Origin of the sequence: Scandinavium sp. (assembly GCF_051650185.1) — a bacterium.
In the GTDB taxonomy this organism is placed as follows: Bacteria; Pseudomonadota; Gammaproteobacteria; order Enterobacterales; family Enterobacteriaceae; genus Scandinavium.
Window position 1 is genome coordinate 1 of record NZ_JBOFIN010000011.1, and the last position, 15,625, is coordinate 15,625.

The window sequence follows — 15,625 nt, forward strand, 5'->3', positions numbered from 1 at the left end:
AGGTTGCGGAGGCAATGGCCATGGTGCGAGCGCTGAACAAAATGACGAAAGCAGGTATGCCAGAAAGCGTGCGTATTGCCTGAAAACACAACCTGCTTCGGGGAGACTTACCCGAAATCTGATTTATTCAACAAAGCCATAAATACCGTGGTGGATCCCCACGGCAAGCCGTTCATAAAAGTTAAGGCAATAAACCAGTTGCTGTCTTTCTTTGCTTTCTTGCGACGTCAGTGTCTGTGGCGGGAATATATAGCGGCGAAAAGACTTCCCCGACAAATGAATGGCACGCAGCGCATGCAAGCCGTCGATGTAGCGCTTGTCAAAACGACTTTCGTAGAGGAATGTGGCTGTTTGCGCCTTACGCGCGGTGCGCTGGTGCCGGTCGATGGCTGCACAGGCGATAATAAGACTGAGCAGCATCGCCGCTGCGGTGGTGATTTGTGAAAAGGTATTCAGAATGGCGAGTTGATTAACATCCATGTTTACTATCCTCCCTGAATAATAGGTCAGAAACCTTCGTATTCATCATGTAATAACATTTTATTCTCCTGCGGGATAATTATTGTGAGCGCAGAATAAAGCGGGCGAGGGGGAGCATCAAGTACTAAACCGGAAGAAAGGGAAGGCGATATAAAAATTGCGGTGAGGCTTCAGGAAAAATGTAATATCCCGTTCGGATATTACATCTCGATTTCGATATCGCCTTTGGCCTTACAGCAGCAGGGAAGAATTTCCCCCTGCTGGACAAAGGCCAGGGGTTCCATCAGCCAGTCAACCTGGCCGGAAACCAGACGGCAGCGACACGATCCGCAGTACCCTTCGCGACACTGAAACTCCACCGCCACATTGTGCGATTCCAGCGCCACCAACAGGGAAGGGTGTTCTTCCTGGCACAGCACTTGTGTGCCAGTGATGCGAAGCGTAACGCGGCTCATCAGAGCTGGAAGTTGCTCAGGTCGTCGGCATCGACTTCAGAATCAATCTGACCGACCAGATAAGAGCTCACTTCCACTTCCTGCGGGGCAACCTGAACGTTGTCAGACACCAGCCAGGTGTTAATCCACGGGATTGGGTTAGAGCGAGTCTGGAACGGCAGATCAAGACCGACAGCCTGCATACGGATGTTGGTGATGTACTCGATGTACTGACACAGAATGTCTTTGTTCAGGCCGATCATCGAACCGTCACGGAACAGGTATTCTGCCCACTCTTTTTCCTGAACGGCGGCCTGCACGAACAGGTCATAGCACTCTTGTTTGCACTCTTCGGCAATCTCTGCCATTTCCGGATCGTCCTGGCCTGAACGCAGCAGATTCAGCATGTGCTGAGTGCCGGTGAGGTGCAGGGCTTCATCACGTGCAATCAGACGAATGATTTTGGCGTTACCTTCCATCAGTTTGCGCTCGGCAAACGCGAAGGAGCACGCAAAGCTGACGTAGAAGCGAATCGCTTCCAGCGCGTTCACGCTCATCAGGCACAGATACAGCTTTTTCTTCAGCTCATGCAGGTTCACGGTCACGGTTTTGCCGTTGACGGTGTGGGTGCCTTCGCCCAGCAAATGCCAGTAGCTGGTCAGCTCGATCAGGGAATCGTAATAGTGGGAAATGCCTTCCGCACGTTTCTGGATCTGCTCGTTGGTCACGATGTCATCGAACACGGTCGCCGGATCGTTGACGATGTTACGGATGATGTGGGTGTAAGAACGTGAGTGAATGGTTTCAGAAAACGCCCAGGTTTCCACCCAGGTTTCCAGTTCCGGAATCGAAATCAGCGGCAACAGCGCCACGTTCGGGCTACGACCCTGAATGGAATCCAGCAGCGTCTGGTACTTCAGGTTGCTGATGAAGATATGCTTTTCGTGGTCCGGCAGCGCCTGGTAGTCAATGCGGTCTCGGGACACATCGACCTCTTCCGGACGCCAGAAGAAGGAGAGCTGCTTTTCGATCAGCTTTTCGAAGATGTCATATTTTTGCTGATCGTAACGGGCTACGTTAACCGGTTGGCCGAAGAACATCGGCTCCAGCAGCTGGTTATTTTTCGTCTGTGAAAAAGTGGTATATGCCATGGAAGGGGATCCTGTTGTGTGTTTTCCCCTCACCCTAACCCTCTCCCCAAAGGGGCGAGGGAATGGTTTGCTCCCTCTCCCTTTTAGGGAGAGGGCCGGGGTGAGGGTCAATATCAGATCTTACATGCGCCGCTTTCGCAGCCATCGTCCTGAATAGACGGTGCCAGATCGTCCTGGGCATCTTCTGCGCCATCACGGGTGTTGTGATAGTACAGGGTTTTCACGCCAAATTTATAGGCGTTGAGCAGGTCTTTGAGTAGCTGCTGCATCGGCACTTTGCCAGACGGGAAGCGCGTCGGGTCATAGTTGGTGTTCGCCGAAATAGACTGGTCGATAAACTTCTGCATGATGCCGACCAGTTGCAGGTAGCCGTCGTTGTTCGGCATTTCCCACAGCAGCTCGTAGCCGTTTTGCAGGTTTTCGTAATCCGGCACCACCTGACGCAGAATGCCATCTTTCGAGGCTTTGATGCTGACGTGGCCGCGCGGCGGCTCGATACCGTTGGTGGCGTTAGAGATCTGTGAAGAGGTCTCAGACGGCATCAGGGCAGACAGCGTGGAGTTACGCAGACCGTGAGTTTTGATCGACTCACGCAGGCCTTCCCAGTCGTAATGCAGCGGCTCGTTAACGATCGCATCCAGGTCTTTCTTGTAGGTGTCGATCGGCAGCACGCCTTTGGCGTAAGTGGTTTCGTTGAACCACGGGCACGCGCCTTGCTCTTTCGCCACCTCGTTGGAGGCTTTCAGCAGGTAGTACTGGATCGCTTCGAACGTTTTGTGGGTCAGGTTGTTGCCGCTGCCATCGGAGTAACGCTTGCCGTGCTTCGCCAGGTAGTAAGCGAAGTTAATCACACCGATACCCAGCGTACGACGGCCCATTGCGCCACGTTTCGCGGCCAGAATGGGGTAATCCTGATAGTCGAGCAGGGCGTCCAGCGCACGTACAGCCAGAATAGCCAGCTCCTCCAGATCGTCGAGGCTGTCGATAGCGCCAAGGTTAAACGCTGACAGCGTACACAGGGCGATTTCACCGTTTTCGTCGTTGACGTCATTCAGCGGTTTGGTCGGCAGGGCAATTTCCAGGCACAGGTTAGACTGGCGCACTGGCGCAACGACCGGATCAAACGGGCTGTGGGTGTTGCAGTGGTCGACGTTCTGAATGTAGATACGGCCCGTGGAAGCACGTTCCTGCATCACCAGAGAGAACAGGTCTACCGCTTTAATGCGCTGCTTGCGGATGCTGTCGTCTTTTTCGTATTTCACATACAGACGCTCGAACTCATTCTGATTAGCGAAGAACGCATCGTACAGACCCGGCACATCAGACGGGCTGAACAGGGTGATCTCTTCCCCTTTGAGCAGACGGGTGTACATCAGTTTGTTGATCTGCACGCCGTAGTCCATGTGACGCACGCGGTTCGCTTCGGTACCACGGTTGTTTTTCAGGACCAGCAGGCTTTCCACTTCCAGATGCCACATTGGGTAGAACAGCGTGGCAGCACCACCACGTACGCCGCCCTGAGAGCAGGATTTCACCGCAGTCTGGAAGTGTTTGTAGAACGGGATACAGCCGGTGTGGAACGCTTCACCGCCGCGAATCGGGCTGCCCAGCGCACGGATACGACCAGCGTTGATACCAATACCTGCGCGTTGAGAGACGTATTTCACAATCGCGCTGGAGGTGGCATTGATGGAATCCAGGCTGTCGCCGCACTCGATCAGCACGCAAGAGCTGAACTGGCGAGTTGGGGTACGCACGCCAGACATGATTGGCGTAGGCAGTGAAATTTTGAACGTGGACACGGCATCATAGAAACGCTTCACGTAGTCCAGACGGGTTTCACGCGGGTAGTTAGAGAACAGACACGCGGCAACCAGGATGTAAAGGAACTGAGCGCTCTCGTAGATTTCGCCGGTGACACGGTTCTGAACCAGGTATTTCCCTTCCAGCTGCTTCACTGCGGCATAAGAGAAGTTCATGTCGCGCCAGTGGTCGATAAAACCGTCCATCTGCTTGAACTCTTCTTCCGTGTAGTCTTCCAGCAGATGCCTGTCGTATTTACCCAGCTCAACCATGTTCACGACGTGGTTGTAGAGCGCTGGCGGTTCAAACTGACCGTAAGCTTTTTTACGCAGGTGGAAAATCGCCAGGCGTGCGGCCAGGTACTGGTAGTCAGGGGCATCGCGAGAAATCAGGTCTGCGGCGGCCTTGATGATGGTCTCATGGATATCGGCGGTTTTGATGCCGTCGTAGAACTGGATGTGAGAGCGCAGTTCAACCTGAGAAATGGAAACATTGTTTAGCCCTTCCGCGGCCCAATCCAGCACGCGATGGATTTTTTCGAGATCGATACGCTCAGTCCCGCCATCACGCTTAGTCACCATCAGACTCTGATTCATGTGCTTTACCCTGTCCGTGAAATGAAAAATATCCCCCGTTTATCCACAATGGAGTCGCTGTGACTAACTCTGTGGATAAATACTATATGTAGGGGTTCTTTGATAATTGAAACGCTATATGGTGAGTATTCTAGTAAGGATTCTTTTGAGTACAAGGGTTGATTTTGACGTTAAATTGAGGTTGTCAAAGAGTGAAAAAGGCTAAGTCCTCGTACTGTAAGGCCTGGACGTGATGTCAATATTGCAGAAAAAAAAATGAAAATTTGATCGAGTGCTGATTTCTTCAACGGAGGGGTATAAATGCGCAACATGATGTCGCGCAATTTATATAAGAAAAGGTGATGTGCTTAGGCGATTTTTGCGCTTGTATGCAACATGTAGTTAACATCAACGCCCGCAGCGAGCTTAAATTTGTCCGTGATGGGATTGTAATGCAGCCCGGTCATATGACGTTCCTGCAGGGTAGTCTGGTCAATCCACCCCAACAGTTCAGCTGGCTTGATAAATTTCTTCACGTCGTGCGTGCCTTTCGGCACCATTTTCAGAACATACTCGGCACCGACGACTGCCATCAGCCAGGCTTTACCGTTGCGGTTGAGGGTGGAAAAGAACACCTGACCGCCGGGTTTAACCAGTTTTGCGCAGGCCTGAACCACGGATTGCGGGTCGGGAACGTGCTCCAGCATTTCCATACAGGTGACGACGTCATACTGCTGAGCATGCTTTGCCGCATGATCTTCGACGGTCTCCTGGACGTATTCCACCTGAATGCCGGTTTCCAGCGCATGCAAACGCGCCACCTGAAGCGGCTCAAAGCCCATATCCAGCCCGGTCACTTTCGCGCCTTCACGGGCCATACTTTCCGCAAGGATCCCGCCACCACAGCCGACATCCAGCACTTTCTTCCCGAACAGACCGCCGGAGCGGGTGGCAATGTAGCCAAGGCGCAGCGGGTTAATACGGTGCAGCGGTTTAAATTCCCCTTCCAGGTCCCACCAGCGTGAGGCGACAGCTTCGAATTTCGCAATTTCGTCGTGATCGACGTTAGCCACCGGCGGTTTTTCGGCATTCATGGGCGCATTGACTCCTTTTTTCATCAGGCCAAAGAGTATATCAGCACCCCGGCGCGAATAAAGCGTTGTGCAGGTGCTATTGGTTTACCTCAATCCGGTCTGCTGTGTTATAATTTGCGACCTTTGAATCCGGGAAACATGTAGAGGGATAGCGGTTAGATGAGCGACCTTGCGAGAGAAATTACACCGGTCAACATTGAGGAAGAGTTAAAGAACTCTTATCTGGATTATGCGATGTCGGTGATTGTTGGCCGTGCGCTTCCAGATGTCCGAGATGGCCTGAAACCGGTACACCGTCGCGTACTATACGCCATGAACGTACTGGGCAATGACTGGAATAAAGCCTATAAAAAATCTGCCCGTGTCGTGGGTGACGTCATCGGTAAATATCACCCGCATGGTGATACCGCCGTTTATGACACTATCGTACGTATGGCGCAGCCGTTCTCGCTGCGCTACATGCTGGTTGACGGTCAGGGTAACTTTGGCTCCGTAGACGGCGACTCCGCCGCAGCGATGCGTTATACGGAAATCCGTATGGCGAAAATTGCCCACGAGCTGATTGCTGACCTGGACAAGGAAACCGTCGATTTCGTGGATAACTATGACGGCACGGAAAAAATTCCGGACGTCATGCCAACCAAAATTCCTAACCTGCTGGTAAACGGTTCATCCGGTATTGCAGTAGGGATGGCAACCAACATTCCACCGCACAACCTGACGGAAGTGATCAACGGCTGTCTCGCCTATATCGAAAATGAAGACATCACCGTTGAAGGGCTGATGGAACACATTCCAGGGCCAGACTTCCCGACAGCGGCCATCATCAATGGCCGTCGTGGCATTGAAGAAGCGTACCGTACCGGCCGTGGCAAAATTTATATTCGTGCCCGTGCGGAAGTGGAAGCTGACGCGAAAACCGGCCGCGAAACCATCATCGTGCATGAAATTCCGTATCAGGTGAACAAAGCGCGCCTGATTGAGAAAATCGCCGAGCTGGTCAAAGACAAACGCGTGGAAGGGATCAGCGCGCTGCGTGACGAGTCCGATAAAGACGGCATGCGCATCGTGATTGAAATCAAGCGTGATGCGGTGGGTGAAGTTGTCCTGAACAACCTCTATTCCCAGACTCAGCTTCAGGTTTCCTTCGGTATCAACATGGTTGCTCTGCACCATGGCCAGCCGAAGATCATGAACCTTAAAGATATTCTGAGCGCATTCGTTCGTCACCGTCGTGAAGTGGTGACTCGCCGTACCATCTTCGAACTGCGTAAAGCACGCGATCGTGCGCACATCCTCGAAGCGCTGGCGGTTGCCCTTGCGAACATCGATCCGATCATTGAACTGATTCGTCAGGCGCCGACTCCGGCTGAAGCGAAAGCTGGCCTGATCGCGCGTTCATGGGCGCTGGGTAACGTAGCGGCAATGCTGGAACGTGCGGGCGATAACGCTGCGCGTCCTGAGTGGCTTGAGCCAGAGTTCGGCGTACGTGATGGTCAGTACTATCTGACTGAGCAACAGGCTCAGGCGATTCTGGACCTGCGTCTGCAGAAACTGACCGGCCTTGAGCATGAAAAACTGCTCGACGAATACAAAGAGCTGCTGGAGCAGATTGCTGAACTGCTGCACATCCTGGGTAGCGCAGACCGTCTGATGGAAGTGATCCGCGAAGAGCTGGAGCTGGTTCGTGAACAGTTTGGCGATGAGCGCCGCACCGAAATCACGGCGAACACGGCAGACATCAACATCGAAGACCTGATCAATCAGGAAGACGTTGTGGTGACCTTGTCTCACCAGGGTTACGTGAAGTATCAGCCGCTGACCGATTACGAAGCTCAGCGCCGTGGCGGTAAAGGTAAATCGGCCGCACGTATTAAAGAAGAAGACTTTATTGACCGCCTGCTGGTCGCCAACACCCACGACACGATCCTGCTGTTCTCCAGCCGTGGTCGCCTGTACTGGATGAAGGTCTATCAGCTGCCGGAAGCGAGCCGTGGCGCGCGTGGTCGTCCAATCGTTAACCTGCTGCCGCTGGAAGCGAACGAACGAATCACTGCGATCCTGCCGGTTCGTGAATACGAAGAAGGCGTTAATGTCTTCATGGCAACCGCCAGCGGTACCGTGAAGAAAACTGCACTGACCGAATTCAGCCGTCCACGTTCTGCCGGGATCATCGCGGTGAACCTGAACGAAGGCGATGAGCTGATCGGGGTTGATCTGACCAACGGTAACGATGAAGCGATGCTGTTCTCTGCGGCCGGTAAAGTGGTGCGCTTTAAAGAGAACGCAGTACGTGCCATGGGCCGTACCGCGACCGGTGTTCGCGGTATCAAGCTTGCAGGTGAAGACAAAGTTGTGTCGCTGATTATCCCACGCGGAGAAGGCGCGGTGCTGACCGTGACCCAGAACGGCTACGGTAAGCGTACGGCTGAAACGGAATATCCAACCAAATCACGCGGTACACAGGGTGTTATCTCGATCAAAGTGACCGAGCGTAATGGTTCTGTGGTTGGCGCGGTGCAGGTTGAAGATACCGATCAGATCATGATGATCACCGATGCAGGTACGCTGGTGCGTACTCGCGTGTCAGAAGTCAGCGTGGTTGGCCGTAATACTCAGGGCGTTATCCTCATTCGTACTGCGGAAGATGAAAACGTTGTGGGTCTGCAGCGTGTTGCCGAGCCGGTAGACGACGAAGAGCTCGACGCTATCGATGGCAGCGTGGCGGAAGGTGATGATGAAATCGCACCAGAAACCGATACCGACGCCGAAGATGACGTAGCGGATGATGAAGACGAGTAATCGTCTGAAATAACCGCCAAAGGGTCAGCGAAAGCTGGCCCTTTTTCTTTGAACGTTGCGGGAGGGGGCATTTACCGCTACCTTAATCGCATCTTTTTGTACGCACACGGCTAAACGTTGAAATACCTCGTCTCCTTCCGCACAACGCTAAAAGTTTCCCGCTATCTGTTTCGGGCACTGGCTCTGCTGCTCTGGCTGTTGATTGCCTTCGTCTCTGTTTTCTACATCGTCAACGCTTTGCACAGCAAAGAGGCTGAAATTCGTCAGGAGTTTAACCTCAGTTACGATCAGGCCCAGCGTTACATTCAGCGAACCTCTGATGTCATGAAGGAGCTGAAGTACATTGCGGAAAACCGACTGAGTGCGGAAAACGGCGTGCTCTCTTCGCGTGCCGCAACAGACAGTACTGAAGTTCCGGAGTTTGAGCCCCTGTTTCAGGATTCCGATTGCGGCGCGATGAGCAACACCTGGCGGGGCTCTCTGGAGTCGCTGGCCTGGTTTATGCGTTACTGGCGAGATAATTTTTCTGCCGCCTACGATCTCAACCGTGTGTTTCTGATTGGCAGCGACAATCTGTGCATGGCCAATTTTGGCCTGCGTGAAATGCCGATGGAGCGCGATCAGGCGCTGAAAACGCTGCACGAGCGTATCGTTAAATATCGCAATGCGCCGCAGGACGAACGTGGCAATAACCTGTTCTGGATTAGCCAGGGGCCACGTCCTGGGGTGGGCTATTTCTATGCGCTGACGCCCGTGTACCTGGCTAACCGTTTGCAGGCGCTGCTGGGCGCTGAGCAGACTATCCGCATGGAAAACTTCTTTACCCCCGGCAGCATGCCGATGGGCGTGAATATTCTGGATGAAAACGGCCAGTCGTTGATTGCGCTCACGGGCGGTGAAAATAAGCTGAAAATCGATCCGCACTGGATGCAGGAGCGGGCGTGGTTCGGCTATACCTCCGGTTTGCGCGAGCTGGTGCTGAAGAAAAGCTTGCCGCCCTCTTCACTGAGTATTGTCTATTCCGTGCCGGTTGATTTGGTACTTGAGCGAATAAGAATGCTCATTCTCAACGCCGTATTGCTCAATATCCTCACGGGCTTTGCGTTGTTTACCATGGCGCGAATGTATGAGCGGCGCATTTTCCTGCCTGCTGAAGCCGATGCACAGCGACTGGAAGAGCATGAGCAGTTCAACCGTAAAATCGTCGCTTCCGCACCAGTCGGGATTTGTATTTTGCGTACTCAGGATGGCACCAACATTCTGAGTAACGAGCTGGCGCATAATTATCTCAACATGCTGACTCACGAAGATCGGCAACGGCTGACCCAAATCATCTGCGGCCAGCAGGTTAACTTTGTGGATGTGCTGACCAGTAACAATACCAACCTGCAAATCAGTTTCGTGCATTCCCGTTATCGTAACGAAAACGTGGCGATATGCGTGCTGGTGGACGTCAGTTCACGCGTGAAAATGGAAGAGTCGCTACAGGAAATGGCTCAGGCAGCAGAGCAGGCCAGCCAGTCAAAATCGATGTTCCTTGCCACCGTCAGCCATGAATTGCGTACCCCGTTATACGGCATTATCGGCAACCTGGATTTATTGCAGACCAAAGAGCTGCCGAAAGGGGTGGACAGGCTGGTGACGGCGATGAATAACTCGTCTGGCCTGTTATTGAAGATCATCAGCGATATTCTCGATTTCTCAAAAATTGAGTCTGAGCAACTGAAAATCGAGCCACGCGAGTTTTCACCGCGCGAGGTGATGAGCCACATCACCGCCAACTATTTACCGCTGGTGGTGCGTAAACAGTTAGGGCTGTACTGCTTTGTCGAGCCAGACGTGCCACAGCAGTTGATGGGTGACCCGATGCGTTTACAGCAGGTGATTTCTAACCTGCTGAGTAATGCGATTAAATTTACCGACATCGGCTGCATTATTTTGCATCTGCAGCGAAACGGCAATTATCTGAGCATCAGCGTGCGTGATACTGGTGTGGGTATCCCGGCCAAAGAAGTGGTTCGCCTGTTTGATCCGTTCTTCCAGGTCGGGACGGGGGTGCAGCGTAATTTCCAGGGCACCGGATTAGGGCTGGCAATCTGCGAGAAGCTGATCAGCATGATGGACGGCGATATCTCCGTGGACACCGAGCCGGGAATGGGAAGTCAGTTCACCATCCGTATTCCCCTGTACGGCGTGCAGAATACGACCCCAGCGGCGATTGAAGGGCTGGCAGGTAAACGCTGCTGGCTTGCCGTTCATAATGCTTCGCTGGCACAGTTTGTTGAGTCCCTGCTGACACGTCACGGTGTCGAAGTACTTCGTTACGAAGGCCAGACGCCGCAAAGTGACGATATGCTGATTTCGGACGACGAGCTCGTGCAGCCGTGGGCCGGGCGCGCGGCAATCATTTTCTGCCGTCGTCATATCGGCATTCCGCTCGAACGTGCGGCAGGGGAGTGGATCCACAGCGTGGCTTCTCCGCATGAGCTACTGTCGCTGTTGGGCAGAATTTACCGCATTGAAGTGGAAAATGAGCACGGCACTGGTGCGCTGCCGTCCGCAGAGAGTCTCCATGATGCGAACGATGACATGATGATCCTCGTCGTGGATGATCATCCGATTAACCGACGCCTGTTGGCCGATCAGCTCGGATCGCTGGGGTATCAGTGTAAAACCGCCAACGACGGTGTGGATGCCCTGAATGTTCTCAGCAAGAACCACATTGATATTGTGCTGAGTGACGTGAACATGCCGAATATGGATGGCTATCGCCTGACGCAGCGTATCCGCCAGTTAGGGCTGACGCTGCCGGTGGTAGGGGTGACGGCGAATGCGCTGGCTGAAGAGAAACAGCGCTGTCTGGAGTCAGGCATGGACAGCTGCTTGTCCAAGCCGGTAACGCTCGATGTGCTGAAACAGACGCTGGCGGTGTATGCAGCGCGGGTCAGGAAAAGCAGAGAGTCCTGAGGGTGAACTGCCCGGCGGCACTGCGTTTGCACGGGCATAGCAAGAAAAAACCCCGGCGAACCGGGGTTTTGTGTTTTCAGCGAAGCCTGATGAATCAGTCTTTATCTGCCGGACTCAGGGTCACGGAAGAGAGGTAGTTCAGCAGGGCGATATCGTTTTCCACCCCGAGCTTCATCATCGCCGATTTCTTCTGGCTACTGATGGTTTTAATGCTGCGGTTCAGCTTCTTGGCGATTTCGGTGACCAGGAAACCTTCTGCAAACAGGCGCAGTACTTCGCTCTCTTTCGGTGACAGACGTTTGTCGCCGTAGCCACCCGCGCTGATTTTTTCCAGCAGGCGAGAGACGCTTTCCGGGGTGAATTTTTTACCTTTCTGCAGCGCTGCCAGCGCTTTAGGCAGATCGGTTGGTGCGCCTTGTTTCAGGACGATCCCTTCAATATCCAGATCCAACACCGCACTCAGGATGGCCGGGTTGTTGTTCATGGTCAGGACGATAATCGACAGACCCGGGAAATGGCGTTTGATGTACTTAATCAGCGTAATACCGTCACCGTACTTATCTCCAGGCATGGAGAGGTCGGTAATCAGCACATGGGCGTCCAGTTTTGGCAGATTATTGATAAGTGCAGTGGAGTCTTCAAATTCGCCGACGACATTCACCCACTCGATTTGCTCAAGTGATTTGCGAATACCGAACAGTACAATCGGATGATCATCGGCAATAATAACGTTCATATTGTTCATGTATTAGGCTACCTTGCTACATCAAGCTTTTGACGTAGGCGTCAATGTCGCTGATATATTTCTCTGTGCCGGGGGCATCTTTCTCACGAATGAGATGCTCCAGCGTTTCACATAACTGCTTGCCGGGTACCAGATTGAGCATGGCAAACACCCCTTTCAGGCGGTGAGCCGTCTGTGCCAGCGCAGCAAAATCGTTTGTCGCTGATTCAGTATACAACCTCTTAACATCATCCGGTACCGTGTCTACAAACAGCGCATAATAACCGCTGGCATGGAGCTCAGCGTTCTCATTTACGCCAGCTGGCGTTCCCAGTAATTCTCCCTGTGCAAGCTGCTCTTCTATCAGCTGGAGCACAGCTTCCTGCATAGCGTTACTGATATTAAAGTTTACCCGCAGTTGTCCTGGGCCAATCTTACGAATACCGGCCTCATCATCGCTTAAAAGCAAGCCAGGCGCAGTAAGATTAGACGGATTATCTGTCAAAAACAGATCATATTCTTGACTCGTCAGTCTTTCGTCCGGGGAAATACAGCTCGCGCCCCAGTTTTCAAGTTGTCGAATAACGATACTGCGAATTTCATTCGAGGTGATATCGACCATCGCGATAACCTCATCCAGCAGTTTCTCTTCGGCTTCCGCTTCTTCTTCACGAGGCGCCATCTTCACGTGTAGCGAGTAGCGCGTACCCAGTGATTCCCGCGCTTTGATGTTCAAATGCCCGCCAAGTTTACGTGCCAGCTGATCACAAAGCCAGAAAGTAAGGGCATTGGCTTTGCCAAAACTGTCTTCCTGCGTTTCATTAAGGAAAGGGAAGTGCAGGTTATCGATTTCACTGTTGCTGACGCCATTGCCGGTATCGAGGATACGGAAGGTCAGGCGATCTTCCGCGGATTCATCCTCACCCACTTCGAGAGTGATTTTGCCGATTTGCGTGGTGGTGACCGAGTACTGAATCAGCAGCAGGAGGATGCGCTTCAGGGCATCCCGGTCGCCGTGACGTTGCTCGCTGGCCGCTAGCTGGTTGTTAATGAGGAGCTGCAAGCCTTTGCGCTTAATCGCGGGTAAAACTTCAGGCACCACTTCATCAATTAAATCCTGAAGGGAGAACAGCACAGAGGTGCCTTTCCAGCCGTCGCCTTCCAGCATGTTGGCTAACTGAATTTCATCAACCAGTCGCACCAGCCTATCGGCATGTTGGGCCAGTTTCAGATGCTGCTCACCGTCGACAGCACCTGCTTCTTCAGCCAGTGATTTGGCCGGTTGCTTCAGGGCATCGCCAATGTTTTGCATGAACGCCATGCGCCCTTGCTGGTTTTTCTCGTACAGACGCTGCGCCTGTTTGAGCTTTTTGTTCACCAGCACTTCTTTATCCTGATCGCGAATAATGAAGATTTGCGTACGCGGAGCCACCTGACTGCGGAACTGACTAATCTCGTAAAGCTCGTTGTTGATGGTCGCCTGAATGACGCCCTGATGCTGATCTGCCATGCTGGTAATGTTTTGCAGATTCAGGTGCGGCAACAGGTGGTCGGCAATTTTATTGCTGATAAGCGTCCGGTTCGATTCCTGATCGTGAACCAGCAAACCCAGCGGAAGGATGGAAACAATCTCTTCATTAATCGCTTTCAGCGCGCGTAGCTCGTTGTTCGCGGCCGAAGGTACGCCCGTGTCTGCCTGGCGACGGCCAGAGTAATGACGAAATGTGTTATAGCCAAATAATGCCAGTGCCAGCAGGCCGATGTTGAGCAACAGCGGCAGCAGGATGTTTTGCAGCGTGTCCATCATCAGCGTGGCGAAGGGCACCTGCCAGACGAGCCGCATTCCCGTTGAATTCAGCGATGAAGCGATTTCAATGCGCGAGCTATTAAAGTTAATGCTGACGCTGTCCGCGGCTTCTTTATCCTGATTGCGCAGATTACTTTGCGACGGATCTGGCTCCAGGCGGAAGCTGTCCAGCGCCATGCCCGGCGGGATCAAATCATTAATAGGCAGATCAAACGCCACCACGGTTGCCAGGTGGCCTGGCTGGTTGAAGGTGGTGCGCAGAGTGAAATAGTGGCCATTTTGCCAGGCAAGCCGACGCAGAGAAGAGAACGTTTCGCGTTCGTCGAGCGTATTGGCCTGTTGAAGCATCTCCGCCCGGCGGGAGTCGACAATGCTGCCAACGGAAGATTCTTTGAAACCGGCAGAGAGATCTTTCAACGGCAGGGTCGAAATCAGGATCAGGCTGTTATCCTGACCATTCAGGTAATACATCGACCACGGCACCGTTTCGGCACCCCAAAGCGTATCCAGATAGGTCGACATCTTTTGCGTCATGTCGAGAGTAGAGCCATCGTGGGAGCCAAAGATCAGCGCTTCGGTTTTACGGCGTGGTTTTTCGAGGTAATAAACATCCTGCTTCAGGCGAGTTTCTTGCAGACCTTCTTCGCCAGGCGTGGAGGTCGCAGAGGCGGCGATGTTGTCATAGATTTGCCACGTCGCGTAGCGCCAGGTATCGACACGCTTATGAATAGCATGAGTCATGTCGACGACCTGATAACTCTTATCCTTAAGCCACGCATTCACCGCGCTTTGGATCATCACCCCCATCGTCACCAGCAGGACGATGATCAGCAGCAGAAAGAAACGGGTGATGCTCCCGGGGATGAGGGAGAATTTGTTAGGGAAAGGCGTGTCGGAATGACTCATTAGCGTGTGTAATCCATGATGACTGCACCAGAAGAGCGCGAAAACTTTCTTACTGCCTTGCCCGAAATGGCTCTCTGCTAAGGCAAGTCCAGCAGGCAGTATAAAGCCTAATACGCCAATTTCCACATTCTGCCGCCTGTTGCTGGCTTTCTGAGCAACCTCCACAGTGTGCAGAATAAAGATGTACATCGTTACACTTTCTGTACAAATATTTACGATGAGCGTCGGAAAAATAGCACTAATTAACAAGAGATTATTTAACTGGTAGTACTAAAGGGAAATTTTTCCAGTGAGGATGATTACTTAATAGTCATTATAATTTCGTGGCGGTAGCACATAACTATTAAGGTTGCGTAAAGAAGGGTAAAAAAAAACCGGATGCGATGCACCCGGTAGAAATTTGAGTAAACAGACATTCAGAACTGAATGACGGTAATAAATAAAGTTAATGATGATAGCGTCGATTATTTTAGAGCTCGCTGAGCATTTTGTTTTGTCATTCAGTGCTATACCGAATAAGGTGTTTATTGCATTGATTTTATTGTGTTTTTCATATTTTTTGATTATTGGTGCGATATTTTTTGGCTTTTTGTAGCATCGAAAAGTTCCCTTTAATTTACATATTGAAACACCTAATGGGTAATTTGAAACACCTTAAAAGTTCTCGTATCATTTTCTTGTTGGATATTTCTGCATTTTGCAGCACAATGGGTTTGCCGACTGATTAGAGGGTTAATCAGTAAGCAGTGGCGATAAAAAAGGCATATAACAGAGGGTTAATAACATGAAAGTTAAAGTACTGTCCCTCCTGGTACCAGCACTGCTGGTAGCAGGCGCAGCAAATGCGGCTGAAATTTATAACAAAGACGGCAACAAATTAGA

The 15,625-nt window shown here is 52.2% G+C and carries 10 protein-coding genes; 3 read left to right on the forward strand and 7 right to left on the reverse strand.

Going from position 1 to position 15,625, the window contains the following annotated elements:
* Positions 1 to 83 (forward strand): hypothetical protein (locus ACRCWW_RS01195; RefSeq protein ID WP_259293634.1); only part of this gene is annotated, 83 nt, incomplete at its 5' end.
* 40 nt (positions 84 to 123) lie between these two features.
* Here the strand turns inward: ACRCWW_RS01195 and ACRCWW_RS01200 are convergent.
* The 5 genes from ACRCWW_RS01200 to ubiG all read right to left on the reverse strand — a co-directional run bounded on the left by ACRCWW_RS01200 (position 124) and on the right by ubiG (position 5,537).
* On the reverse strand, positions 124 to 480 hold the full coding sequence (locus ACRCWW_RS01200; protein WP_438680758.1) for a DUF4760 domain-containing protein: 357 nt from the start codon (positions 478 to 480) through the stop codon (positions 124 to 126).
* 200 nt (positions 481 to 680) lie between these two features.
* Positions 681 to 935: a class I ribonucleotide reductase maintenance protein YfaE gene (gene yfaE, locus ACRCWW_RS01205; protein WP_404657353.1), complete on the reverse strand. Its 255-nt coding sequence runs from the start codon at positions 933 to 935 to the stop codon at positions 681 to 683.
* Positions 935 to 2,065 (reverse strand): class Ia ribonucleoside-diphosphate reductase subunit beta, encoded by a 1,131-nt coding sequence (gene nrdB, locus ACRCWW_RS01210; protein ID WP_404657354.1) that lies wholly within the window; start codon positions 2,063 to 2,065, stop codon positions 935 to 937. Before nrdB ends, yfaE begins: the two co-directional genes overlap by 1 nt.
* Before the next feature lie 113 nt (positions 2,066 to 2,178).
* Positions 2,179 to 4,464, reverse strand: a complete 2,286-nt coding sequence (gene nrdA, locus ACRCWW_RS01215; protein ID WP_438680759.1) for a class 1a ribonucleoside-diphosphate reductase subunit alpha — start codon at positions 4,462 to 4,464, stop codon at positions 2,179 to 2,181.
* A gap of 347 nt (positions 4,465 to 4,811) precedes the next feature.
* Positions 4,812 to 5,537, reverse strand: coding sequence for a bifunctional 2-polyprenyl-6-hydroxyphenol methylase/3-demethylubiquinol 3-O-methyltransferase UbiG (gene ubiG / locus ACRCWW_RS01220; protein WP_438680760.1), 726 nt, complete (start codon positions 5,535 to 5,537; stop codon positions 4,812 to 4,814).
* Between the two features lie 159 nt (positions 5,538 to 5,696).
* Between ubiG and gyrA the strand changes: the two genes are divergently transcribed.
* Together gyrA and rcsC are read left to right on the forward strand one after the other, a co-directional pair.
* Complete coding sequence (gene gyrA, locus ACRCWW_RS01225; protein ID WP_438680761.1) at positions 5,697 to 8,339, forward strand: DNA topoisomerase (ATP-hydrolyzing) subunit A; 2,643 nt, start codon at positions 5,697 to 5,699, stop codon at positions 8,337 to 8,339.
* A 117-nt stretch (positions 8,340 to 8,456) separates the two neighbouring features.
* A complete protein-coding gene (rcsC, locus tag ACRCWW_RS01230; protein WP_438680762.1) occupies positions 8,457 to 11,306 on the forward strand; it encodes a two-component system sensor histidine kinase RcsC in 2,850 nt (949 codons plus the stop codon).
* A 94-nt stretch (positions 11,307 to 11,400) separates the two neighbouring features.
* Here the strand turns inward: rcsC and rcsB are convergent, their stop codons facing one another.
* Together rcsB and rcsD are read right to left on the reverse strand one after the other, a co-directional pair.
* Complete coding sequence (gene rcsB, locus ACRCWW_RS01235) at positions 11,401 to 12,051, reverse strand: response regulator transcription factor RcsB (protein ID WP_001061913.1); 651 nt, start codon at positions 12,049 to 12,051, stop codon at positions 11,401 to 11,403.
* A gap of 16 nt (positions 12,052 to 12,067) precedes the next feature.
* The gene (gene rcsD, locus ACRCWW_RS01240; RefSeq protein ID WP_438680763.1) at positions 12,068 to 14,743 is read right to left on the reverse strand and encodes a phosphotransferase RcsD; all 2,676 of its coding nucleotides are present in this window, start codon (positions 14,741 to 14,743) and stop codon (positions 12,068 to 12,070) included.
* Positions 14,744 to 15,625 lie beyond the last annotated feature (882 nt).